This is a genomic window from Pedobacter sp. MC2016-15, assembly GCF_026239695.1.
Taxonomy (GTDB): Bacteria; Bacteroidota; Bacteroidia; order Sphingobacteriales; family Sphingobacteriaceae; genus Pedobacter.
Map to the genome: position 1 here is coordinate 122,887 of NZ_JAPIVS010000004.1, position 24,779 is coordinate 147,665.

24 protein-coding genes and 1 tRNA gene are annotated in these 24,779 nt (G+C 42.5%); 9 read left to right on the forward strand and 16 right to left on the reverse strand.

What is annotated here, in order from left to right; all coding sequences use genetic code 11:
- Positions 1–49: 49 nt before the first annotated feature.
- Together OQY15_RS13110 and OQY15_RS13115 are read left to right on the forward strand one after the other, a co-directional pair.
- A complete protein-coding gene (locus tag OQY15_RS13110; protein ID WP_265792218.1) occupies positions 50–250 on the forward strand; it encodes a hypothetical protein in 201 nt (66 codons plus the stop codon).
- Between the two features lie 324 nt (positions 251–574).
- Positions 575–1,339: a retropepsin-like aspartic protease gene (locus OQY15_RS13115; RefSeq protein ID WP_265792219.1), complete on the forward strand. Its 765-nt coding sequence runs from the start codon at positions 575–577 to the stop codon at positions 1,337–1,339.
- A gap of 107 nt (positions 1,340–1,446) precedes the next feature.
- Here the strand turns inward: OQY15_RS13115 and OQY15_RS13120 are convergent.
- The 4 genes from OQY15_RS13120 to OQY15_RS13135 all read right to left on the reverse strand — a co-directional run bounded on the left by OQY15_RS13120 (position 1,447) and on the right by OQY15_RS13135 (position 5,905).
- Positions 1,447–1,518: transfer RNA gene (locus OQY15_RS13120), tRNA-Arg, on the reverse strand.
- A 35-nt stretch (positions 1,519–1,553) separates the two neighbouring features.
- Positions 1,554–2,081, reverse strand: a complete 528-nt coding sequence (locus OQY15_RS13125) for a hypothetical protein (protein WP_265792220.1) — start codon at positions 2,079–2,081, stop codon at positions 1,554–1,556.
- 189 nt (positions 2,082–2,270) lie between these two features.
- Complete coding sequence (locus OQY15_RS13130; RefSeq protein ID WP_265792221.1) at positions 2,271–5,090, reverse strand: lantibiotic dehydratase; 2,820 nt, start codon at positions 5,088–5,090, stop codon at positions 2,271–2,273.
- Between the two features lie 62 nt (positions 5,091–5,152).
- Positions 5,153–5,905, reverse strand: a complete 753-nt coding sequence (locus OQY15_RS13135) for a histidine kinase (RefSeq protein ID WP_265792222.1) — start codon at positions 5,903–5,905, stop codon at positions 5,153–5,155.
- Positions 5,906–6,299: 394 nt separating this feature from the next.
- Between OQY15_RS13135 and OQY15_RS13140 the strand changes: the two genes are divergently transcribed.
- Entirely contained in the window at positions 6,300–6,458 is a 159-nt protein-coding gene (locus OQY15_RS13140) for a hypothetical protein (RefSeq protein ID WP_265792223.1), read from the forward strand.
- Between the two features lie 7 nt (positions 6,459–6,465).
- Here OQY15_RS13140 and OQY15_RS13145 read toward each other — a convergent pair whose 3' ends face one another.
- A complete protein-coding gene (locus OQY15_RS13145; RefSeq protein WP_265792224.1) occupies positions 6,466–7,191 on the reverse strand; it encodes a LytTR family DNA-binding domain-containing protein in 726 nt (241 codons plus the stop codon).
- Between the two features lie 279 nt (positions 7,192–7,470).
- Here OQY15_RS13145 and OQY15_RS13150 point away from each other — a divergent pair, with 279 nt between their 5' ends.
- Positions 7,471–8,022, forward strand: coding sequence for a TetR/AcrR family transcriptional regulator (locus tag OQY15_RS13150; RefSeq protein ID WP_265792225.1), 552 nt, complete (start codon positions 7,471–7,473; stop codon positions 8,020–8,022).
- A 122-nt stretch (positions 8,023–8,144) separates the two neighbouring features.
- Entirely contained in the window at positions 8,145–9,518 is a 1,374-nt protein-coding gene (gene mgtE, locus OQY15_RS13155; RefSeq protein WP_265792226.1) for a magnesium transporter, read from the forward strand.
- A gap of 127 nt (positions 9,519–9,645) precedes the next feature.
- On the opposite strand, the gene OQY15_RS13160 is transcribed toward mgtE, so the two are convergent.
- From OQY15_RS13160 to ychF, 3 genes are all read right to left on the reverse strand, one after another.
- Positions 9,646–10,452 (reverse strand): phytanoyl-CoA dioxygenase family protein, encoded by an 807-nt coding sequence (locus tag OQY15_RS13160; RefSeq protein WP_265792228.1) that lies wholly within the window; start codon positions 10,450–10,452, stop codon positions 9,646–9,648.
- Between the two features lie 261 nt (positions 10,453–10,713).
- Positions 10,714–11,490 carry an SDR family oxidoreductase gene (locus tag OQY15_RS13165; protein ID WP_265792229.1) on the reverse strand — a complete coding sequence of 259 codons (777 nt, stop codon included), beginning with the start codon at positions 11,488–11,490 and terminating at the stop codon, positions 10,714–10,716.
- Between the two features lie 56 nt (positions 11,491–11,546).
- A complete protein-coding gene (gene ychF / locus OQY15_RS13170) occupies positions 11,547–12,641 on the reverse strand; it encodes a redox-regulated ATPase YchF (RefSeq protein ID WP_265792230.1) in 1,095 nt (364 codons plus the stop codon).
- Between the two features lie 130 nt (positions 12,642–12,771).
- Between ychF and OQY15_RS13175 the strand changes: the two genes are divergently transcribed.
- Positions 12,772–13,257: a hypothetical protein gene (locus OQY15_RS13175; protein WP_265792231.1), complete on the forward strand. Its 486-nt coding sequence runs from the start codon at positions 12,772–12,774 to the stop codon at positions 13,255–13,257.
- A 21-nt stretch (positions 13,258–13,278) separates the two neighbouring features.
- Here the strand turns inward: OQY15_RS13175 and OQY15_RS13180 are convergent, their stop codons facing one another.
- From OQY15_RS13180 to tatA, 8 genes are all read right to left on the reverse strand, one after another.
- Positions 13,279–13,971, reverse strand: coding sequence for a YgaP-like transmembrane domain (locus tag OQY15_RS13180; protein WP_265792232.1), 693 nt, complete (start codon positions 13,969–13,971; stop codon positions 13,279–13,281).
- Positions 13,972–13,973: 2 nt separating this feature from the next.
- Positions 13,974–14,219 carry a hypothetical protein gene (locus OQY15_RS13185; protein WP_265792233.1) on the reverse strand — a complete coding sequence of 82 codons (246 nt, stop codon included), beginning with the start codon at positions 14,217–14,219 and terminating at the stop codon, positions 13,974–13,976.
- 197 nt (positions 14,220–14,416) lie between these two features.
- Positions 14,417–17,551 carry a CusA/CzcA family heavy metal efflux RND transporter gene (locus tag OQY15_RS13190; protein ID WP_265792234.1) on the reverse strand — a complete coding sequence of 1,045 codons (3,135 nt, stop codon included), beginning with the start codon at positions 17,549–17,551 and terminating at the stop codon, positions 14,417–14,419.
- Between the two features lie 30 nt (positions 17,552–17,581).
- The gene (locus OQY15_RS13195; protein ID WP_265792235.1) at positions 17,582–18,685 is read right to left on the reverse strand and encodes an efflux RND transporter periplasmic adaptor subunit; all 1,104 of its coding nucleotides are present in this window, start codon (positions 18,683–18,685) and stop codon (positions 17,582–17,584) included.
- A 7-nt stretch (positions 18,686–18,692) separates the two neighbouring features.
- Entirely contained in the window at positions 18,693–19,982 is a 1,290-nt protein-coding gene (locus OQY15_RS13200) for a TolC family protein (protein WP_265792236.1), read from the reverse strand.
- Between the two features lie 78 nt (positions 19,983–20,060).
- Positions 20,061–21,416 carry an ATP-binding protein gene (locus tag OQY15_RS13205; protein ID WP_265792237.1) on the reverse strand — a complete coding sequence of 452 codons (1,356 nt, stop codon included), beginning with the start codon at positions 21,414–21,416 and terminating at the stop codon, positions 20,061–20,063.
- A gap of 8 nt (positions 21,417–21,424) precedes the next feature.
- Complete coding sequence (locus OQY15_RS13210) at positions 21,425–22,102, reverse strand: response regulator transcription factor (protein ID WP_265792659.1); 678 nt, start codon at positions 22,100–22,102, stop codon at positions 21,425–21,427.
- A 50-nt stretch (positions 22,103–22,152) separates the two neighbouring features.
- Positions 22,153–22,314: a twin-arginine translocase TatA/TatE family subunit gene (tatA, locus tag OQY15_RS13215; protein ID WP_265792238.1), complete on the reverse strand. Its 162-nt coding sequence runs from the start codon at positions 22,312–22,314 to the stop codon at positions 22,153–22,155.
- Between the two features lie 212 nt (positions 22,315–22,526).
- Between tatA and OQY15_RS13220 the strand changes: the two genes are divergently transcribed.
- From OQY15_RS13220 to OQY15_RS13230, 3 genes are all read left to right on the forward strand, one after another.
- On the forward strand, positions 22,527–22,979 hold the full coding sequence (locus OQY15_RS13220) for a KTSC domain-containing protein (protein WP_265792239.1): 453 nt from the start codon (positions 22,527–22,529) through the stop codon (positions 22,977–22,979).
- 658 nt (positions 22,980–23,637) lie between these two features.
- Positions 23,638–24,075 (forward strand): DoxX family protein, encoded by a 438-nt coding sequence (locus OQY15_RS13225; RefSeq protein ID WP_265792241.1) that lies wholly within the window; start codon positions 23,638–23,640, stop codon positions 24,073–24,075.
- Between the two features lie 54 nt (positions 24,076–24,129).
- Positions 24,130–24,717, forward strand: coding sequence for a hypothetical protein (locus OQY15_RS13230; protein WP_265792242.1), 588 nt, complete (start codon positions 24,130–24,132; stop codon positions 24,715–24,717).
- Positions 24,718–24,779: the final 62 nt, after the last annotated feature.

The window sequence follows — 24,779 nt, forward strand, 5'->3', positions numbered from 1 at the left end:
CCCACGGGATCTGGTATATATTTGTACGATCAAACATAAACAATTTGCTATGAAAACATTATTCAACCAATATCAAATGTCCTCTCCATTCCTTTGTTGCAATAAATCATTGGAAAAAAGAAGTGAATCAGAAATTCGCAGAGAACAAATCATCACTGAACATATTAAAGCTATTGCTAAAGAAAGTCAGCAGCCTCAAACTGAAGAACTGACAGATTTAATGAATTATTATCTATCCGTAGCAGGTTAAATGAAGAAAATGGATTTACATAGAAGAACTTCTGATGATAAACACCCGGATTATGGGTTTTTTATCTACATTTCTCTTGTACTGATCTTTATGGGTAGGTTGTTGCTGGAGTTTTTTAGTATTATTTGATAGGCGTAACTTAAATTTTAGTTCGCAGATTTGTAGATTATGATTATACTTACTCATAATTATACATTTAAAATGCTTTCTACTTTGAACTCCCGGGTAAAATCCCTTTATCTCTGTCTTTTTATACTGTTGGCAGCCGGAACAATTCGGGCACAATCTTCAATTCCTTTTGAACTTTCGCCGCAGGGCCATATCATGGTCAAAGCCAAAATTAATGGGGTAGAAGGGAACTTCATATTTGATACAGGCGCAGGTCTGACATTAGTCACAAAAGCTTTTTCGGAAAAGTTAGGTGTGCTGCACAAACAGGACGGCAGCTACACTGGCTTTCGTGCCACTGGTGAGAAACTTATTGCCCCGCTTTATGATGCACAAACGGTTGCTCTAGGCAGTTTTACCGAGAAGAATCCCGTGCTTACTATTTTTGATGTAAACTTTGGCCCCATTGATGGGTTGATCTCTTTGATGAGTTTCAGGAAACAGCCATTTACAATTGACTATAAGGATAAAAAAATCATTTTTGAAACTGATAAAAGCATGGCTGCTGTTCGCCAATCCGGCAAAACAATCCCCTTGCAGCTGGATGATGCCAGGGGCAAAGCGCTCAGCGTATTTGCATACTTCAAAGTGAATGATAAACTCATTTTACAGTTTTCAATAGATAGTGGGGCGGGTGATGGCGTCTATCGTCTCAACTCAGCACATATTCCCGCCTTGGAAATTGATACCCTGAATGCCGATAAAAAAGTCATTCCCAGTGAATTCAACCCGGCGCTGAAAACTACAATTTATCAGTCTAATGTGAAATCGATCCGCGCAACTGCGGCAGCCTCTGTGGAATGCCTGAATGTTAAAGCATCTTTTATTGAAGGGTTGATTTATGATGGTATCGTCACGCTAAACTGGATCGGTAAAAAAGTGACCTTTGATTTGATCAAAAGGGAAATGATTGTTCGCTAAACTTCCGAAAAATCATCTGCTCAGGTGTCAGAGAATGTGTTTTCTGAAGCGTCTGATGTGAAAAAAGGCCTTTAAATCTCTTTAAAGGCCTTTTTTAATATTTTCTGTGTCCCCGAAGGGATTCGAACCCCCATCGTTGGTACCGGAAACCAAAATTCTATCCATTGAACTACGGAGACAGTTTGGCGAAGATAGGAAAATATGTTTCAAATACTCAATGCTTTCCTAAATTTCCTGTCATCGAAAGGATTTCAAAGGTGTAGCTCAGCTGCGTTTTATTTTTTTGATAGGTTTGCAGGGCATCCCATAAGCTGCTGAACTTTATCTCCCGCAGATTATTCTTTACATCCCGGCAAAAGGCCGTTACACCATGATCTTTCCATTCATTGCTGCTGCTGGAAAGCTCGATGTAGGGACATGATTCTCCCTTTGAGATCAGGGATATTTTAAAGCAGTCCAGTATATCTGTCAGCAGCCTGAAAGGGGTTTCGCTGTCCCGGTAGAGATCCGGAAAAAGATCATCAAGGTGGATGGCCTCAATTTTTTCTTCCAGTGAGGTCACCTGTTTTAGAAACGCAATTCTGATCTTGTCTGCAGATTCATCCGGGGCAGATAATTCCGTTTGCAATAATTTTACCGTTTGGAGCGCCTTTGCCATTGACGTTCTCGATTCCTCGTTGTCCGTCTTAAGATATACCTTATGTGCAGATTGAAAACGCTCTATTGCTTCTAAGCTGGTCATCAATAAAGATGGAGCATTAAAATAATTTTTGATTGAAGGATTCATAAAATCATCTATTGCTGGCAGTAATCAGCTCATAACTAAAACTGCTATGTTACCACTAATGTAAAATTAGTAATTTTGTTGAAAGTCAGAAATTTTTTAAGAATTAATTTTGTGAAATCCAATTACTTGTGGCTAATTTTTATCTCAATTGACATTTTGTTGCAGACGTCCTAATCTGGTCTTTATTTTCTTTGTGAGGTAATAATACATGATCATTTCATGCACCCGCTGGTCGTTGCTGAACAGTCTGTTGGTATGCATATGGAAAAGGTCGAATAACATTTTTTCCTTTTCATTTTCGTCACATTTTTCCAGTACGTTCAGAAAATACGCAGCTGTTTCTGATAGTTTTTTCTGAGTGTTCTTGTTTACGTGTATCACTGCGCTGTCGCTTAAAAAAGTTTTATAACCCAGGTTTATTTTCTTTGATCCTTCAGAAGGGAGCGCCATTTCGGCAGCGAACCGTGCCGCAGTTTGCTCTGCATAGCTCAGCTGCCGCTGTGTGCTGAATGCTGCGTCCATTACTTCTTCTATCAGAAGTATAGATTGATAATAATGACGGTTGACAGTACCTGGTTTGCCGAGCAGGTACAGGATCAGGTTACTGTTGTTGCTGAAACATTTCTCCACCAGCTCCATGCGTCCCGGTCCGTAACGTTCGGTTTCCCTGTGATAAGTTCTTAGCTGCAGGTCTGAGATCATTCCCGATTCAAAATATGGGGCAAGCAGATGCGAAAGCCTGGATATCAGCTCTGCGATATCTTCATTGCGGGCAGGTTTCAGTCGTAGCCGGATATGATAGGAGGGATCATTGTAACGGATAAAGAACCAGTTTTTCAGCTTCTTTTTCACAGTGCGGAGATAATCTCTGGCGATGATCAGCAATATCGCATCACTGCTTGTGGGCTGACAGTAGATTTCAAAATAAACCCATTCTTCTCCTGGCAGAAAGGCACTTTTGATATTGATCAGGTTTTCTTTTTGTTGAAAAGGATAGGAAAAGTATATCTGTTGCTGATGCTCGATGTTGATAATGAACTCAGAGAGGTAGGGTTGTTGCTGGTGATCTGTCACCAGCTGGGATTCATGAATGAAAGTCTCTTCAATATAGAAGGCTGTTTTGTTCTTGCAGAAAAGAAGAAAGAACATCATATCTTCTTCCAAACCCGGATTAAATACGAGTGTCTGATCTGCAAAGCCGCATGTGAAAGGAGCTTTCAGCTCAATTTCTTCAAGCCATTGCATGAGTGCTGTTAAGGTTTGTGCTTTATCCTTCCCATTGCAGATGTGGTTGGGCACCAGCCATCGCTCCGGGGATAATACCGCATGTTTATATTGCAGCCTGGGATAGTAAAATAATCCTGGGAACATGTCCGATAATTTGAGATTCAGATCTGTACGCAGGTTTTGGTGCTGCAGGTCTGAAAGAAACCTGTAGACTGATAGATCTGAACGTGTGTAATTATATGCTGAAGCCAACTTTGGCACAATGCGTTTTTGGTATTTTGCAGAATAGAGTACCAGTTCATCATTCTCCACACAAAGCAGGATATCATCAGGGTCGATAATCTGATTGCTTTCCGACCAGCTCAGGATTGGAACTTCATAATCGTAAATACATTTCCTGCGATTAATATTATCAGCATTTTTCTCAATCTGATAGGCGATATCAAAAAATAATATTTCCGGATTAGCAGTTTGTTCCAGCCGGGCGAAATGTTTTCCCGCAGTGGTGATTTCATCACTTGCCATTGTAAATCTTCCCAGAAGTGAATTTGCTGTACACCCGCCAAGCTGCTTAAGAATCAATTTTCCATCATAGAATTGCAGCATTGCACTGAGTGTGTTCGGTACCGCCACCTGATTGTCGTGTCCGGCCTCTTTAAATGTTTCCAGCTGGATAGTTTGACGATCCATCATTGCATTGAGCAGAAATGTATGCAGAGGGCTATAGTTGATATTGCTTGCCGGAGATTGAGCCTGTTGTCTGTAAACTTTAAGCTCATGAACAAGCTGGTCGTCTTCTTTATTTTGTGTGAGTGATCTGTAACCAATGCCAATCTCGGGGTCCATGGCAACCATGATGGGGATCTTTTTCTGCTCAAACCTTTTACTGAATTTAGTTTTAAAATCTTTCAGGGAGCTGTTTTCTGCCAACGGTAAATGAAGGTTCAGAAAGTTAATGATCTCAGGGAGGATGCTCAGGTTTTTCTCAGAAAGCTGTCCCGAGTATCTTTTTCTTTCCGCAATGATATAGTCGTTTTTTTTATCTTCCACCTTATATCCAATCCTGCTGAAATAATCTGTTCCGGTGATATTGGGCTGAAAATCCGTCAGCAGCAACTGTGTGCCTACCAGTTGTTCGATGAAGTAGCGCGTAAGTGAAGCGCTCAGGCGCTGTGTATGCTGCAGGAAACTGCGAAGTTCCTGAAGTGTACGCTGGGTATGGCAAAATTTTAGTGTCTCAGTAATCGTTTTTGATGCAGAAATCGCTGAAAGTTCAAATGATGCATCTTCAATACTTACATAACGTAATTCGGTGTGACAGGAATAAACTGTGGTATTGGTTCTGAGGAAGATTGCATGATTGCTGAGAAATTTGGGGTCGTAGTTAATACGTTCCTTTTCCTGCCAGTTCGGGAAGCGGTGTATACTGGTTTCTTTATTGAGGATGATCGGTTCGGATTGATCTCCTCTGATCACCGGTAGTGTGGAGAAGGCAGCAAAGTTTCCGAAGGGTGTAGCCCTGTATTTTGCCCTGTTAAAATACTTCCATAGGGTAAACCGGATTTTGGGATCTAAATCAGTCATATTGTAGTATTCCTGATCTTTGATTAACCCGAAAAATTCGGGAGAAGATTCGTGGATATATTCTTTTAATTCTTCCCACACATGGCCGGGATCTTCATTAACAGAAAATACAGGTGTGCGGCAAATGCTGAATGCGGAGAGTGTTAGCTTCATTTCCCAAAATCAATTTTAATGTTAATATGTTAATATTAAAGATATGAATTTGGTGATCAAGTTTAATTATTGTGTAAATTAATTTTTATGTAAACTTTGAATAAATTGCCGGATAGGCCCTGACGAAATTCATATTGATCTTTATAAGTCTGATGAAGCCTGAGTTTGATGTTTAACAGACCTTTATTGTTACTGATCGCGTTGCTGTGATTATTTGGAAGATTGCTGGTTTCTATAATGATATGTTCGTTATTCGCTATTACAGTAATCACTGCCGGATAAGCTTCTTCCTGCAGATTTCCATGTTTAAAAATATTCTCTACCAGTGTCAGCAATACGATCGGAATAATGCTCACCTCATTGTTTTCCAATTGTGTGCAATACCTGATGTTCAGTTTGTGATTAAATCTTAATTGATTGAGCTCAATGATATTTTCTACCTGCTCCAGCTCTCTTGTTAATTTGATGGTTTGCGTATTGCTTTCCAGCGCATAATTCATGATCCCGGATAATCTCATTACTGCCTGATCCGCCTCCTCCGGGTTTTTCTTTGCCGCGTACTTGATAAAGCTCAATGTATTAAAGAGCAGGTGCGGATTGATTTGTGCCCGCAGAAAATCCTGTTCCGCACGCAGGACTTCGTTTTTGAGTTTTTCATTTTCAATGTCCTGTCTATAGGTTTTTTCTTTTTTTTCGTAATAACTATAAAGGAAATAATATCCAGTAGCATAGAGGATGAAGAATATTCCTCTCCATAATGTGCCAATGAGATACCTGCGCTGGAAGAAGGATTCCTGATAGGCCTCATACCCCAAATTTTTAAAAAATAATGTACATAAATAGGTGATAACAAAGTAAGCTGCCAGTTCTGCTAGTGTCAGTATAGCAATAGAAAATATAGTAAAAAATCTATTGATGTATGCCTTCCTTAAAACAATTCTGGAATGAACATAAAATAAGGAAATATTGAGGGAATAGAACAACAAATAGACTATCCATGGAAGCATCATTGACTGCATAATAATCATGGACATCTCATACCAGATGTATATCAACCAACACACAATATGAACTTTATATTTTAGTATAGTCCTTAATAATGAGGCTGTTAACCCTGTTTTGTATAATAAATCAGGCATGTGATATAATAAATTAAAAGAGAATTTATTTCTTAAATAACATTGGGTTCATCATTTAAAAACCATAATTATGAACCTAAGTAAAAGAAATTTCAAATTATCTAAAAGAACGTTGTTTGTTTTTAAAAATCAATCTGGTAGGGATGGTTTATTTATCAGTGCAGATCCAAGTACCGTTTTTGGTCCTACTGCGACAAACTCGGGGGCTGTTCCTAAGAACAACGCCTAAAACCTTACTAAGACTTCAAAGTGTGTTTCTTGAGAAATTCAAGAAACACACTTTTATACTTCTCCCCAACCTGATAACTCGTACCATTTGCAAGCCTTGCAATATTCCCATCTACGCGATCCAGATAATTCAGAGAAATAATAATCGACTTGTTAATCCTGAAAAACACATCCATCACATGCAGTTTATCTTCCATTGCTTTCAATCCGATATAAGTAATCTCCTGTCCGGTGGTCGTATGAATCATAATATAATTCAGCATTGCTTCGATATATACGATGTCACTGTATTTGATCTTTATAAAACTGCTTTTTTGTCCTCCCTTGATAAAAAGAAACTGATTTTCCTCACGCTGCAACCTGATGATATCCTGAAACTTATTACTGATATCTTCAATCTTTTGCGTAAAGGAGATATAAGTAACTGGTTTGAGTAAATAACCATCAGCCCTGGCGCCGAAAGCTTCAGGAGCATACTCCCGGTGTGCTGTTACATACACCAGGAAATGACAATATTTGTTCATGATCTCCGCGGCTTCAATGCCGTTTAGAACCGCCATACTGATATCAGAAAAAATGATGTCTACGTGCCCTGTTTCCTGCAGATAAGCAATCGCAAGTTTTGCATCGGAAAAAGTTGACAATAGATTCAAGTTTGGCACCTGAGCAATCAGATCTTCCAGTTCATCAATTGCATGGGGTTCATCATCGATGGCAATACAACTCATTATCATAAATACACTCTTTTGTGTTGTTAGGGATTAATTTCTACACATAAAGATACAACCATTAATAATAAAGAACTCATAAATTGATAAATATTGCGTTCTCATATAATATATTACCCCTTTCATATAAGTTATTGCTGTTGTAGGAACTTCCGTCATAACTTGGGATAATTATAAAAATAAACCAAATGTCTACCTATGAGGTAATTGTGATATTTTACTGAGCGTTATGGATCTCAGATTCACAGCGGCCATATTATCTTATTATAACCAAATATATTCCTTATGAAAAACAAAGAAAACACAAAACAGAAATTACTGAATGCGGTAGGTGACATTATCAAAAACGAAGGATTCAAAGCATTAGGCGTTAACAAAGTGGCAAGAGTAGCCGGAGTTTCAAAAATTCTGATTTATCGCTATTTCGGCAGTTTTACAGAATTAGTTCGTGAATGTATACTAGATATGCATTTCTGGGCAAAGTACATGTCAGAAGAGGAGGGTGACCCCAGCTCCCCACTCACTGTTAAGGATAGGGTCTACAAAGTCCTGACAGAACAGGCTGGCATTATTTACAATCACTGCGAGATGGAGGCAATTCTTGTAACAGAAATCTCCGAGGGTAATCCAGTGGTTAAGGATATCGTAAGAGAAGAAAGTGTTCCCCATGAGCAAACTTATTGTAATGTTGTTTCTACCTTGTTACAGGCAGGTACAGACCACCTCATTTTGGCCGCACAGAACACTGGTATAAATAATCAACCGGAAATTTCTACTGTCAAACAGAACAAGTTGATGAAGTCGATCGGGCAAATTGTAGATTGGACTCTTGGCTAATTCTGCAGGTGTAGGAAACTCTATTTATTTTGTCCGGTCAGTAATGCGTTTTTAAAAATAAAACATCACTTTTGCAATCTTGAAAAGGTAGTAAACGATGTAAAAAAAATAAAAGCGTATTTATGGAAGAAAAGGTAGTAGACGAGGTTATCGAGATAATTGAGCGGAATGTTGAAGGAGAATTAAGAGATTATTTAGATGCACTCAACATATCTGATGTAGAACACCTGATAGACGATCTTCCACAGTACGCAGTTACATTTATAGATACCTTATCTATTAAGAGAGCTGTAAATGTTTTCAGGATACTTGATTTCCCAACCCAGGAGAAGATTATCAAAAAGCTTCCCGGTGAAAAACTTGCTGAACTGATCAATCTTCTCCCTCCGGACGACAGGACCTCCCTGTTTTCTGAACTGCAGGGCGATGCCGTAAAAAAACTGATTATCCTTCTGCCAGCAAAAGACAGGGTGGAGGCCCTTGGATTGCTGGGATACAACGAATATAGTGTTGGCCGTCTGATGACGCCGGATTATGTGGCTGTTAAAAAAGACTGGACTGTTAAAACGGTTTTGGAGCATATCAGGAAATATGGTAAAGATTCTGAAACTATCGATGTGATCTATGTGATTGATGAGAATGGTGTGCTGCTTGACGATATCAGGATCAGGGAGATTCTCCTTGCCGATCCGGGTGTGCCTGTTGTAGCCCTCACGGATAACCGTTCCATTGCCTTAAATGCAAACGATCCGCAGGAAGAAGCCATCAATGTTTTCAGAATGAACAACAGAGTTGCCCTTCCGGTTACGGATGATAATAATGTACTGCTTGGAATAGTTACCGTAGATGATATCCTTTGGGTAGCCAATGAAGAGTATACAGAAGATATGCATAAGATCGGAGGTACCCAGGCACTGGATGAGCCTTATCTGGATATGCCGATCTTTGGACTTTTCAAAAGAAGGATCGGCTGGCTGGTGGTGCTTTTCCTTGGAGAAATGTTAACCGCAACAGCGATGGCGCATTTTGAAGCAGATATCGCCAAGGCCGTGGTGCTAGCCATGTTTGTGCCCCTGATTATTTCCAGTGGAGGAAACAGCGGTTCTCAGGCTTCAACGCTGATTATTCAGGCGATGGCACTGGGAGAAATTACTATTGGCGACTGGTGGCGGGTAATGCGACGCGAGCTGATCTCCGGGCTGATGCTAGGAGTTGTTCTCGGGACAATAGGTTTCCTCAGGATCTTTACCTGGACGCTCTTCTCTGACCTCTACGGGCCACACTGGGCATTGCTAGGGGTAACGGTAGGTATTGCACTCGTTGGTGTAGTATTGTGGGGCTCTCTTGCGGGATCAATGCTTCCGCTCCTGTTAAAGAAACTGGGTGCCGACCCGGCAACTTCTTCCGCTCCCTTTGTTGCTACGCTGGTAGACGTGACCGGACTGATTATCTATTTCTCAGTCGCAGTGATGTTCCTGACAGGCGTATTATTATAAAGACATATCAATATATCTATACATAGATATCTATATATATAGGTATCTATGTATAGTTTTTTTTATCAAAGCAAGTTTCCCTGTGCGTACGAGATAGGTGATTATTAATCCAATGATCATCGCCGTATTATTTAACGAAACCTGCAAAACGCTGATAAAATGCTGTAGGGCTTTTTTCGTTTTTAGGCTCAAACCTGCCTGCAATTATTGGCAGGTAAATTACCCTCCTGCGACTCTCTTCACCTGTCACGGCAGATTGCGCCACACGGTGCCAGAGCCTTCCGTCATGAATAGTCAGGTCGCCCGCATCAGGGACAATCGCAATTTCCTCGCGGTCCGCCTTATTGTCAAGAAAATACCTCTTCCTGAATAACATGTTGTATAAACTTTGTTTATGCGTTCCCGGTAATACCCTCAGTCCGCCGTTCTCTGGTTTTACATTACTCAGGTGGGTGCCCACATTCAGCATCGGATTCAGCTTCGTTCCCTGAAAGATATCGCGCAGGCCGTCAGTATGCCAGCCCATTTGTGTAAACTTGCTGTCAACACCATTTACATAATGGTTCAGCACCATGCCGTCTTTTTCTTCGGTGCCAAGTCTTGCTCCCGGACCGATCAGATCCAGCAGGATTTCAAAGCGCGGGTCATGCGTTAGTCCTTCAAACAAGGGGTGGTGCTGATTGATAAAAGCAAAACGCTGTACGATCGGCGAGCCGTCCAGGTCCTTACCATATTTGACAGGTATCCCGTTCACTTTAACTTTTTGCTCGTCGATCCATTGCTGCTGAACCTGTTCGGAAGCCTCAATGATATCAGCTACAGTTTCCTTTTTGATGAAATTTTTGAAATGGATAAATCCATTTTTGTTAAAAAACTCTTTCTGCTCTGCAGTGATTTCGCTGCCCAGGGTAAATTTTATAGATAAGTTGTCCATGACTGTAATTTTTAAATACGAATGAATAGAATAAGAATGCTCTAAGCCTGCAAAAGGGGCCTGGAGGATGTAGGATTAATCAATAAGGGGAATAGAGATTAATGGCAACAACAGCAACAAACAGCCTTTTGGGTAAAGGACATTCGCATGGGACATGCGCTGAAGATATGTTTGTGATTTGCCATTTAAAATAAAGTCTACTTAATTAGTAGACAATACAAATGTAGCAAAATATTTAGCCAAACAAATTTTTTTTAAAAATTATTTTTTATATAAGCCGGCGCCAACCCGCTCAACCACAGCCTTTGGCATATGTCTTGCAAAAAATGAGGAAACCTTGTTTGTGAAGCCCGGGATAATCTCGGCCTTTTTGCTGAACATGCCTTTGAGTCCGGCCTGTGCCACAGCCTCTGGTGTCATATTAAATTTTTCTGCAAGATCTGCAAAGACATCCAATCCGGCGCGACTCGCAAATGCGGTATCTGTCGGACCCGGAGAGAGGCAGCTTACACTTACTGATGAATCTCTCAGCTCATACCTGATCGCCCTGCTAAAGTTTAGCACAAATGTTTTTGTAGCCGCATAGATGGACAGGGTAGGGAGCGCCTGATAGGCGGCCGTACTGGCCACATTCAGGATATAGGATTGTTTCTGCTGTTTGAGCAGAGGCAGGAGGTGGTGACTCAGCTCAATTACCGTGCTGACATTCAGGTGCAGCATATTCATCTGCTCAGCAAGAGGCAGATCGGCAAAGGGACCCCAAAGTCCAAAGCCTGCATTGTTGACCAGGATCGTTAAAGCTGAAGTTTTGGACGAGCACCATTTGGAAACCATTTCGCTGGCAACAGGATCTGAGAGATCGATAGCCAGATAGGATACTTCAATCGGGTATTCCTTTTGAATTTGGGAAGAAAGCTCTTCCAGTGCGGATGCTGATCTCGCTACCACTAACAGGTTATAACCAGCTTTTGCAAGCAGCAGGGCAATGGATTTTCCTATGCCTTTGCTGGCACCGGTGATGAGCGCATATTCAGTCATGTCCAGTAAAATTTAAACCCGCTTTCGCCATGATGGCAGAAGCGGGTTTGCTCGTATTAAACGTTAAAACGGAAGTGCATGATGTCGCCATCTTCCACTACGTATGTTTTTCCTTCTACACCCAGTTTTCCGGCATCTTTACATGCGTTCTCTGAACCTAAAGTCACGAAGTCTGCATATTTGATTACCTCAGCACGGATAAAACCTTTTTCGAAGTCGGTATGGATCACACCGGCAGCCTGTGGTGCCGTAAAACCTTTGGTAATTGTCCATGCACGAACTTCCTGCACACCTGCAGTAAAGTAAGTATATAAGTCAAGAAGGCGGTAGGCTGCTACAATCAGTTTATTCACACCAGACTCTTCAAGTCCAAGGTCAGACAAAAACTCCTGACGCTCTTCATAGCTTTCCAGTTCAGCAATTTCTGATTCTATTTTTGCAGAAATAATCAGTACCTCGGCATTTTCGTCCTTAACGGCTTCTTTCACACGGTCAACATATGCATTTCCGTTGATGACAGAATTCTCATCTACATTACATACATACATCACAGGTTTCTGAGTAAGTAAACCCAGGCCTTCAATAAACTCAAAATCATCTTTTTCAAGAGGAGCAGAGCGTACGGATTTGCCACTTTCCAAATGTGGTTTCAGCACACTCAGAACATCGAAGGTACGTTTTGCTTCTTTATCAGTTTTAGCCATTTTCTCCACCTTCTGGATACGTTTTTCCACCGTGTCGAGATCTTTAAGCTGTAGTTCTGTATCGATAATTTCTTTGTCGCGGATAGGATCAACTGAACCATCTACGTGGATCACATTGCCATCATCAAAACAACGTAAAACATGTATGATCGCATTGGTAGCCCTGATATTTCCTAAAAACTGGTTTCCAAGTCCTTCACCTTTAGATGCACCTTTCACTAATCCGGCGATATCCACAATCTCAATTGTATTGGGAACCACACGGTTTGGTTTTACCAGTTCTGCCAGTTTAGTAAGCCTTTCATCAGGTACAGTAATGACACCGATGTTAGGTTCAATAGTACAGAAAGGAAAGTTCGCAGCCTGAGCTTTTGCGTTTGATAAACAGTTAAATAGGGTAGATTTTCCAACATTTGGTAAACCAACTATACCACATTGTAATGCCATGAATGATTTTTTTCTTGATTTGCCGCAAAGGTATCAATTTTTTTAAATGCCTGAGCCAAGAAACTTGCGGCACACCCAAATATTCATTATGTTTAACAAATTAATATACGTTATAATCTATCTCAACATTATGGACAACTTTGAAGAAATAGATCCGGTTTCCCCTCATGAAGATGAAGTAGAAGCATTATGGATTTCAGAGGATGTACGCAGTTATCTGTATGAAACTGCAAAATGGGCAAAATTTTTGTCTATCGTAGGATTTGTATTCGCCGGTATGACGGCCATCGGAGCATTTAGCGCCGGCGCAGTGCTGGATAGTGTATCTGCCGTAAGCCCCAACAGCCCACTCATGAAAATTGGTGCCGCCGGACTCACCATCATGTACCTGATGATTGCGGTATTCATTTTCTATCCCAGCTATCTGTTGAATAAGTTCTCATCCGCTACCAATCAGGCCGTTTTATATGCAGATCAGCCAAGTTTGTCGGTCGCCATGGGGAAGATGAAATCATATTTTAAATTCTATGGCATCATCACCATTATTGTCATCGCATTTTATGCCTTTATGATTCTTGCTGTCGCTATCGGCGGTATTGCACTGGCATCACGTTAATAAAGATAGAAAGTCCCGCCGTTAATAGTGGGCAGGGCTTTCTATTTCATGTTTAAAGGTCTTTATTTCTTTGCTGAGCAGCTGTTCAAACACAGGGTTGAACAATCTTGCCAGGCCTATTCCAACTCCTCCGATCGGCGGATGATAGGAAAGCACAATCTTAAGGATAGTACCCGTTCCGTCTGGCGTTGCATCAAACTCCACTTTACCTACATGCTGCAGTACTGAACCCGCTGCAGATCTCCAGCCGATCAGGTGACCAGCTTCTTCCTTTATAATTTCTGCAGTCCAGTTTAAGGGAAGCAGATGACCGAGCACCTTGCTTTTCCAGTGCGATAACTTTTCGCTCTGCACCTTTACATCGAGCAGTTGGTTGATGCTGCCCGGAAGATTATTGATGTTTTTCCAATGGGCATATACATCGGCAACAGGGCGGTCGATCACAAACTCCCCGCGGATGTTCACCGCCTGCGGTTTTGTACTATCGATATCGAGCTGCTCATAAAGTAAGCAACGCCCGGTAAAACCTCTGTAAGTAAGGTATGCACCATACAGTAGTTTTGGTTTGAAAGGGTTTCTCAACCCTTTACTGATCAGGATTGCTCCGGCAAACACAGAAACAAACCTTTCCGTTAATCCAACATTTTCATGCTGCTGTTTTTCTATCGAGAAATTACCTGAGCGTAATTTCAGATGTGAATGATGTGTCTCCATGTTTATTGTTTTTGTTCAATAGCCTCACCAATTGCAGCAACCTCCTCATCGCTGAGGTCTCCCCAGAGTTGTTCCCATTTATGGTCTTCATCCTGCCTGATCTGCGTGATCTCCTCGTCGCCGGATTTGCATTTGTAATACTCTACACCATCACTGGTTTCATCAGGTTTAACTGTGATTGTCTTGCTTTGTCCGCCCAGGCTGATAACGATGTCAAACTCCGGGTTATGTAATTCTAGATCTGCCATAATATTGGTTTTATATTTAGGTAACAGATTTAAAGTAGGAGTGTTTCGGCTGATTTCTTTTTAATGATCAGACCATCTGTTTTCGCCCCGGGAAGCTATCAAAATAAAAAGGGGCCTGCTTTCGCAGAACCCCTCTTTAGTGTTTGTCGCGGATCATTCAGAACCTGCCAATCCTTCCTGATCCTGCAAACACAACCCTAACCAACGTCTCTTGTATTTACGATATGTTCAACTTTCTTGCGGTATGCCCAGTAAAATACGATAGGGTATACAAAAAGACTGAACAGCGTATTCGTTATCAAGCCTCCAATAACTACGATAGCCAATGGTTTAGAGGCCTCAGATCCTATTCCTGTGGATAATGCCGCGGGCATCAAACCAATAGCCGCCATCATGGCCGTCATGATCACCGGACGCAGGCGCGTAGCGATACCATCTTTCAGCGCATCTGCGAACGTCCATGTAGGATGATATTTCAGCTCTGCGATATTCGTTTTAAACCTTGTTAACAAGATCACCCCGTTCTGCACACAGATTCCGAACAGCGCTATAAAGCCGATACCGGCAGAAATGTTAAAGTTAACTCCTGATGCCAGGAGGGCTAAAATCCCACCCACCATGGCAAAAGGTACATTGTTGAGTACCAGAAGGGAATCTTTGATGTTTCCAAACAGTACAAACAGGATAAAGAAGATCAGCAATAAACTGATCGGCACTGCCTGTGATAATCTTGCAGTAGCCCTTTGCTGGTTCTCAAAATCACCTGCCCACTGCAGGCGATATTCCTTTGGAAGTTTGATGGCCGCATTTACTTTTGCCTGTGCTTCGGCAATGGTACTTCCCATATCCCTTCCCCTGATAGAGAATTTAATCGCACCGTAACGCTCATGTTTGTCGCGGTAAATAATACTTGGGCCCGTTACTTTTTTGATTGTCGAGATCTCACTCAAAGGTATTTTAGCACCTGATAAACTCTGAATGCGCAGGTTGCCGATCGATTCTTCATTTTGTCTGAACGAATCCGGATATCTGATCCTCAGGTCGAACTTGCGTTCCCCTTCAAAGATCTGAGTTGCGGCTTTCCCGCCGATAGCCATTTCGATCACCGCATTCGCGTCTTCAGTAGTGACGCCATATAATGCCATTTTTGTCTGGTCGAGATTGATCTGCAGCTCCGGCTGCCCAAGATTTCTCAGTATCCCCAGGTCTTCGATACCAGGCACGGTTTTAAGGATAGCCTCGATCTTCTCCTCTTCATTCTCGATGTAATTATAATCGTTGCCAAACATCTTCACCACAATGGAACCTTTAACTCCTGATACCGCTTCTTCCACATTATCCGAGATCGGCTGCGAGAAGTTAAGCGCAATACCGGGATAACCTTTCAGTCTTTCCTGCATACGCTCTACCAGCTGCTCTTTGGTTTCATGGCGTTTCCATTCGTCTTTTGGGTAAATGTCTACCAGGAACTCCATATTGTAAAAGCCTGTTGCATCTGTACCATCATTTGGCCTGCCTGTTTGTGAGACCACCTGTTTTACTTCATCGAAATGAAGGAAGATCTTACGGATCTCATTGGATAGCTTTTTGGTTTCATCCAGCGAGATGCTCAATGGGGCACTTGCCCTGACATATATGGAGCCCTCATCGAGGGTTGGCAAAAACTCTGTACCGAGAAATTTGAAGCTGAACATACCAGCAACTAATATGATCATCGATACAGGGAATACCAGCTTGCGGGCTTTAAATGCAGCATTGTAAATCCTGAGTGTTCCATTATGTATGGCCTTCAGGAAAAAGTTATGTTTCTCCTTTACATTCTTTTTCAGCAGTACACTGGCCAGGGCTGGTACCAGGGTAAAGGTTAGAATCAACGCTCCCAGCAGGGCAAAACTCAAGGTCCATGCCAGGGGCGAGAACATCTTACCTTCCACTTTTTCAAAGGTAAAGATCGGCAGCAGGCCGGTCACGATGATCAGCTTCGCGAAAAAGATCCCTTTACCATTCTCCAGACAAGCCCTTTTGATAATCCCCAGTTTGCTGAGCTTATTGAACTTCTCCATGCCCCCTTTTTCCGCACGGTGGTCGAGGGCGACAAATATACCCTCAACCATCACGACGGCACCGTCTATGATAATCCCGAAGTCTATAGCCCCCATCGATAACAAGTTTGCAGACATGCCTTTCAGCTTCAGACAGATGAAAGCAAAAAGCAGGGCCAAGGGAATGATGATGGATACAATCAGTGTTGTCCGCCAGTCTGCCATGAAAAGGAATACAATAACAGTTACGAAGATTATTCCTTCCATCATGTTGTGCATCACTGTGTGGATCGCATAATCGACCAGGTTTTCACGGTCATAGAAAGTATTGATCTTTACATCCGAAGGAAGGATGTTTTCATTGATATCAGTAATTTTTTCTTTGAGGCGTTTCAGCACCTCACTAGGGTTTTCGCCCTTGCGCATCACAACGATACCCTCTACCACATCGGGATCATTGTCCCTGCCCACCTGTCCGAGACGAGGCAATGCACTTTCAGTAACCTCAGCGATAGTTTTTACATATACAGGAGTACCATTGATATTATCAACAATCACATTTTTGATCTCGTCGATGTTATTAAGTACACCTATACCACGTACCACATAGGCCTGACCAGCCTGCGTGATCACATCCCCACCTACATTGATATTGCTTTTGGATACGGCATCAAAAAGTTCTTTGGCAGTAACCCCATACTGGATAGATTTCTGCGGATCTACGGTGATCTGATATGTTTTCACCTCTCCGCCAAAGCTCACCACATCAGCTACACCCGGTACAGCAAGAATCTCTCTTTCTACCACCCAGTCCTGCAGCGTCTTCAGTTCTCTGACAGATTTTTTGTCGCTCTTCAGCGTGTAACGGAAGATTTCTCCGGTAGGTCCCGATGAGGGCTGTATGCCCGGGGAAACCCCTGCAGGAAGATCTGCATCGTCCATGTGGTTGTTCACCTGCACACGTGCAAATGCATAATCCACATCATCTTCGAAGGTGATCTTCACAATGGAGAGCCCAAATAAAGAAGAAGACCTGATACTTGTCTTTTTCTCTGTAGGGTTCATGGCAATTTCGAGCGGGCGCGTTACGAACTTTTCTACTTCTTCCGCACTTCTGCCCGGCCATTGGGTAATGATGGTAATATTGGTGTTGGTGACATCAGGGAATGCCTCTATGGTAGTGCTCCTGAAGCTGAGATAGCCTGCAACGATCATCACGAGCGTGGCAAAAAATATGAAGTACTTATTTTTTAAGCTAAAACCTATGATCGATTTAATGAATTTGTTCATTACAATGAGTTTAAACTGGCGTACTGAAAATTAATCTTTAAGACTTTGGTAAAGGAATACCGTCTTCGAAGCCACAATCCTGTCGCCCGCTTTTAAGCCAGTGCTGATATAAGCAGTGTCGCCCGACTGGCGTTCGATGGTCACTTCCTGTACGCGTACTTTCTTTACTTTATCCAGTACCAGCACATAATTTTTGTTTTCATCAAACACAATGGTGTTCACATTTACTGATGGCAGATCGCTGTTTGTTTTCGCTGCAATCTGTACCGTAGCCATCATCCCCGGCTTTAGTAGTAGTCCCGGATTAGGGATCACCACACGTGCATTCATCACCTTACTATCAGGATCCAAAACATTATAGATTTTATCTATCTTACCTGTGAAGACTTTATCAGGATAGGAAAGGATGGAAATTTTAACCGGATCACCCTGCTGTATACTGGAAATATCAGATTCATAAATGTTGACAATACCCCATACATTGGAAAGGTCAGCCACGGTAAAAAGACTTTGGTTGTTGTCTGGCCTGATGGTCATATTGTTATTGATATTTTTCTCGATCACAAAACCTGAGATCGGAGTTTTCAGCGTATAACTGCCATTTGTACTTCCTCCGTTGAGGTTGAGCACGGCACGGCTGCGTCTGTCTTCAGCCTGTTTTACCAGGAAATCATTTTTGGCTTCTTCAAGCTCCCTGGCAGAGGATAAACCGCTGTTATACATGTCCTGCGCCAGTTTGACGTTTCTCTTTGCGTTGTTCAGCTCGGCAGAAGAACTGATCGCATCCTTATCAAAGCTGGCCATTTCCGGACTGCCCAGTGTAGCCAACACCTGACCTTTGGAAACATGGTCGCCCAGTTTGACAGGCACAGAGCGAACATTGCCACTCACCATAGGAAATATCCTCGCTGTAGTTTCTTCATTGGGAGCTATTTTGGCAGAAAAGCTCAGGTCGGTTTCGCTGTTTGGATCTTTCACCGTATCGATCAGCAGTCTGTTCAGCAGCGAGTCTGTCAGCACAAATTTATCTTCTTTGGGTTGTTCCTTCGGGTGCTCAGCACATCCCTGTAAAATCAGAGCGGTAGTCAGGATGCTGAGCGTAAGCATACTGAGTTTTTTTAGTTGGGTTTGCATTGTAGGGTTATTTAAAGATTGTAGAACCGGTGACATAATTGATTTCTTCTTTGGCATTCATACGCTGATATTTGATATCGTTCATCTGCAGCACATTCTGCCTGTAGGAATCGTAGAAGTCAGTAAACTCGATCAGGCTGAGGTTTCTGTTTCTAAAGTTTTTGATCACTTCGGTGATGAGTTTATCAAAGTCGGTATTAAAGTTTTTGTCAAAGCCCTGGTAGAGGTTTTCCGTGTGCAAGGCCGTTTTATAGCTGTTGGACACTTCGTTTTCTAAAGTTGCTTCCTGTTGGTTCAATGCATTCTTGCCGGCATCGATCGCAATCTTCGCCTTTTTGATTTCACCCTGGTTTCTGTTGAATAGTGGTAAGGGAATACTTAAACCCAGTCCGGTATAGTTGTTTGGGTGACTTCCCTGCAGATCGTACACCAATGAAACTTCCACATCAGGCACTGCCATTGCTTTTTGTACCATCAGGCTTTTTTCGGCATAAGTGATACCGCTCTGGGTAAGCTTAAGATCGGCCCGGTTGTTACGTGCAGAGTCCAGTAAACCGGTATATACAGTTTTGTCCAGCTGATAATTTTGCTCTTCTGCGGGGTCCATCACAAGGTTGATATTACTGTCTGCCTTAAGATTCGTCATCAGTTTGAGCTCCGTCTCCATGTCCTCTATATCATTCTCCAGATTGGTATATTCCGTTTGCAGGGTATATACCAGCGACTTGATCCTGATGACATCTTTAACCGCCAGATTACCCGCTTTCAGCTGTGCTTCTGAAGCCGACAATAATTGCTGCAGCGAGCTGATCTGCTCCTGGTAGAGCCTGGCACTTTGCTGTGCATAATAGATTTTGTAAAAGTTAGACCTTAAGTTATATCTCAGGGTACGCATGAGGTCGAAATACTGATACTCGGCCATTTTAACACCTGCAGCAGCCAGTTGTATATTTTTGTTGCGTTTACCGGCAAGTTTTACAAGCTGGGAGATGGATGCACTATACTGCCCGTTTGGTAGAGATGTTTGGAAGAACCTTTTATTTTCAGAATTGTACAGCTGCGTTTCTCCGCTTAGTGTCGGGTTATCAAATAATTTTGCAGTGATAATATCGGCCTTTGCCTGATCTGTCTGATAATTCTGGGCAATCAGTTGATAGTTGTTCTGTACAAAGAGTTTTTCGGCCTGTGGCAGGGTAAGCTGTAGCGTATCGGCCGACTGCGCTACAGATTTTTCTGCAAAACCTAGCAGGGCGATGCAGAGGATAAACTGATAAAGTTTCAGTGAGGGAGTGATCATTGACTTGTTGTTTTAAACAAATCTAATCCGGGGGAATTAAAGGGGTATTAAAGGCTTATTAAAAACCAATTAAAATGCTTAAAAGGCTATTTTAAAGGTTGTTCCGCTGTTTTTTGTTGACGAAACGCTGATTTTTCCACCGAACAAAGTGATGATTTTATGAGCCATATATAAGCCCATTCCATTGCCTGCATGTTCGGCTTTGCCGGATGAACTGTAGAAGGGTTTGAAGATTTCCTCCAGTTTATCTTCACTGATACCGACACCCCGGTCGCTGATCGTCAGGATTATGCCACTGGTAGTCATTTCCATTACACAGCTCACCTGCTGGTTATCAGAAAATTTGAAAGCATTGCTGATGATATTGTCGAGCGCAATCTGCAGTAGCGTGGGGTTCGCCCTGATGATCAGCGAGGACTCATCGTCCAGCGGCATGTTGATCATCTCTACCTGTAGTTGGTTAGCCCCTTTTTTGTAGTTCCATTCTGTCTGCAGTTTCCAGATCAGCTCATCCAGCCGGATATCTTCAGCTGTTGAGTAACTATATTCCAGGTCGGCCTGCGCCAGGTTCAGTAAGGCTGAAATGATATTCTCCAGTTTCTCGGCATCTTCCAGCACCGACTGCAGTGCTGCTTCATATTCCTGCTGTTCGCGTTCTTTGGAGAGGGCAATCTCAGTGCCGATAATCATCCTGGTAACGGGTGTGCGCAGCTCATGGGAGGCATTGGCAACGAATGTTTTCTGGAGGATAAAAGACTGCTCCAGGTGTTCCATGAGATTATTGAAATTCTGCGAAAGGAGGCTGATCTCATCTTTGTTTTTCCCCTCTTCCACACGGAAATGAAGGTTGTTGGATTTGATCAGTTTCACCTGTTCGATAAAGGTATTGAGAGGAGCCAGGATCCTTTCGGCGATCCAGCGTGCACAGGCCAGCAGGCCGATAAAGATGATGATGAATACAATCACCATGACCCTGAGCAGTTGCCTGACTCTTACTTCTGTGCCCCGGTCGGTTGCCGAAGCAATGATCACGAAATCACCCTGGTTATCTTTATAAAAGATCCCTACTACCTGACTGTTGCCATCTTTGAAACGAACTTTTCCCTGCTGCCTGACGAGATTGATGGTTTCGTTGGTCCAGAATTGCTGGTCGTCCCCAATAAAAGCGGGACGGTTGCGCTCGTTGTAAATGCGGATCACCTCGCCGTTCAGCTTTTCCAGATATTGTTCACGCACTTCGTTGAGGGCATCACTGGAGATCTCATCGGCTTTGAGGTACAGCTTGGCAGTAACCATTGTGCGGTCTGTCAGCCGGTCGAAGAACTCGGTTTCCATGACCTTGCCAAAAGAATAATATACCGCAGCGAGTACACACAGCAGCGTCAGCGTACTGATCAGCGTGAAATACAGGGCCAGGCGGTCTTTGATCTTCATGTTTTTTTTTATTTCATGATGTAACCCATGCCGATCTTGGTGTGGATCAGTTTGGTGTCAAAACCTTTTTCGATCTTATTCCTGAGGAAGTTCACGTATACATCGATCACGTTGGTACCGGTATCAAAACTGATATCCCAGGCATTTTCGGCAATATACTGACGTGAAAGCAGGCGGTTTGGGTTTTTGAGGAAAAGCTCTAAAAGCGTAAACTCCTTTGCGGTAAGCTGTATGTCTCTGCCGCTGCGCTGTACGGTTTTGCTGTAGGTATCCAGCACAATGTCTGCGTAACTGAGCAGGTTTTTCTGCTGTGTAAAGGCCGGGGCATGACGCCTCAGCAGGGCTTCGATGCGTGCCAGCAGCTCTTTGAAGTGAAAAGGTTTCACCAGGTAATCATCGGCTCCCGAGTTTAGTCCGAGTACTTTATCGTCTACGGATCCCAGTGCTGTCAGCATCAGTATGGGTACTTCCTTGTTATGTTCCCGCAGCTGACGGCATACTTCAATACCATTCATTCCCGGCATCATGACATCCAGAATAATCAGGTCGAAGGCTTCTTCCTGAAAGGCATCCAGAGCCAGGGCGCCATCAGCAATAGTGGTTACGCTGTAATTGTGCTCCTGCAGCCCGGTTTTTATGAGGCTGGCTATTTTGGCGTCATCTTCTGCTAATCCGATCTTAAACATTGGCCGAGTGGTGTTAGTTGAACCGTAAAGGTAACTATCTATTTCCAAACTCATTCACGTCCGTTTTGACCGTCTTTAAATTCTTTGATTCCCTGTCCCAGTCCTTTCATCAGCTCAGGTATTTTTTTTCCACCGAAAAGGAGCAGGACCACGACTACGATGACAAGGATTTCCGGCGTGCCCAGGGCAGCAAGTAATGTTGTATTATACATATTTTCTGAAATTTTAGCTATCATCAAAATTAAAATGAGCCAGTTAAAGCCGGATTAAAGGGATATTAAAAAGTCATTAAAGATCAATAACATAACCTTAATCTTTGTTTCATTTTTAAAATTGTACCTTTGCAAAAATGTTTCCCTGATCCTTCGGTTGATGCTGCCATTCAGCCTGTTAATCACAAACAGTTATTGCCCTTAAATACATTATGAAGAAGATTGTTGATTACAGAAAATTATTGGGTGTTCAGAAAGATGCCGAACTTAAAGAGTTAAAGTCTGTTTACAGAAATTTAATGAAGGAATATCATCCGGATAAATTTCAGGAAAGCGATGAAGCTAAATTAGCCGCAGAAGTAAAAAGTAAAGAGATCATTGAGGCTTACCACTTCCTGGTAAGTATTGCCCCTGAAACGCTTGCGCTTTCAATTGAAGAATATACAGCAACTACAGCTACTTGTGGTATTGCTGATTACAAATGGGCAGGGCTTGTCCTGACGGTGTATTTCCTGGACGGAAGTGCCTATGAGTATTTTGAAGTTCCAAGAGCGATTTATGTGAAACTGGTGAATGCTGATTCTCCGGGCAGATTTGCACGCCGCCATATTTTCAATTCATTCCCTTACAGGAATATCGCGAAACTGGAAGAAGCACAAAACTAAATTTCCGGCATTCCGGAATCTATCCGGAAATAGAAAATATCGAACACCTGCAGCTAAATGTTGCTGGTGTTTTTTTTGTTTTTGTGGCTCCCCAAAAAAGCCCTTGTAGTACCTTGTAGAGGCGTTTCTTAGGCGTTTCTTAGGCATTGCTAAGGCCTTGGTTAGGGGTTGGATAGCCCCTTGGACTACCGAAGGCCTAAAAAAGGCCTTTTGAAGGTCTTCTAAGGCTGTTTATAAGATACTATCTGTCCTCTACTGGAATACCTTTATGTAAACTTTACTTAGGAATAGACAGACTCTGAAGTGCTGTATTTTTGTATACTTTGTTCGTATCTCGTTCGTATTTCGTTTTGTGTTACTATAATACTGGGATATAGTTCCTTAATGGTTGGTGTATAGTTGGTATATCCGTTTGATATACCAACTATACACCAACCATATCCGAAGAATATCGCGACACAAAACGAAATACGACCAATACAAGAACAATACCTAAACAACATATGATCCCAAAGCCTTCCTCTTCCTCAGGATTGGACAGCACAAACCATATACTTCAATTGATGCCCCAACGCTGCAAGTCTCTTTTTATTTTTCAATTCTTGGGAGAATGTCATTTTTATTTAAACATATATGTTTGGACTGATGTTATAAGATCATGAACAGAATCTTTACTACGAACTATAATCACCGCGGTTTAGACCTAGCGTTGTTGTTGTTGCGGATCGGTATTGCCGGTTTGATGCTCACCCACGGACTTCCTAAATTGAATACACTGCTGGACGGAGGGGAAATCCAGTTTGCTGATCCCTTTGGTTTCGGCCCAGCCGCTTCCCTGGTACTTGCTGTATTTGCCGAAGTATTTTGCTCATTGCTGCTTGCTTTTGGTCTGGCTACAAGGCTGGCCGTCATACCATTGATGATCACCATGCTGGTAGCCCTGCTCACTGTACATGCCGGTGATCCGATCAGTAAACAGGAACCTGCGCTGCATTACCTGCTCGTTTATGTGGTACTGCTCATCTCCGGTGCCGGTGGAATCAGCTTCGATAAACTGATCAGCAGAAGTACTGCAAGATCAAGAAGAGGATATTAAGGCAATAATTCTATATTTGACCGTTATAGTGTCATAGAATAATATCCTCAGATCATGAAAAAATTACTGGTTATATGTTTAGCAGCGGTAACGCTGTTTGGTTGCGGAGTGAACAAACAGGCGCAGCAGATCAAAGCCCTGGAAAAATGCAGGTACAGGGTGATATCAGCCAGTGGTATTTCTGTTGCCGGAACCGATGTGAAGCGTCTGATGAACAATCAGGATATTAACCTGGGGAGTTTACCTGCCCTGGCTTTTGGACTGCTGAGAAAGGATGTGCCATTGCGTGCAACACTCAATATGGAAATTGAGAATCCTGCAGGCAACCTGGCAGCGATCAATCAGTTTGAATATAAAGTTTTAATCAATAACCAGGAGCTTGCCGAAGGTTTTGTAGACCGCCAGGTGAGCATCGCTGCAGGACAGTCTGTAGTAGTGCCGGTTGCTGTAAACGTGAATGTTTACCAGTTTATTTCCAATAATAAGGTGATGTCTGAGATCTCTGACTTCCTGCGTGGAGGAGATCGCAAAGGATTGGTAACGTTACAGATCAAACCAAGTATCATGGTTGCCGGTGCACTGATCAAATATCCCGGATATATCACTATCGATAAGGAATTCAGCAGCAAAATCCTCTTGTAGGCTTTTCTATAGTATTGTTACGTTAGTTCAGGGCAGGATGTCTGTTGCTTGAGTAATTTTAA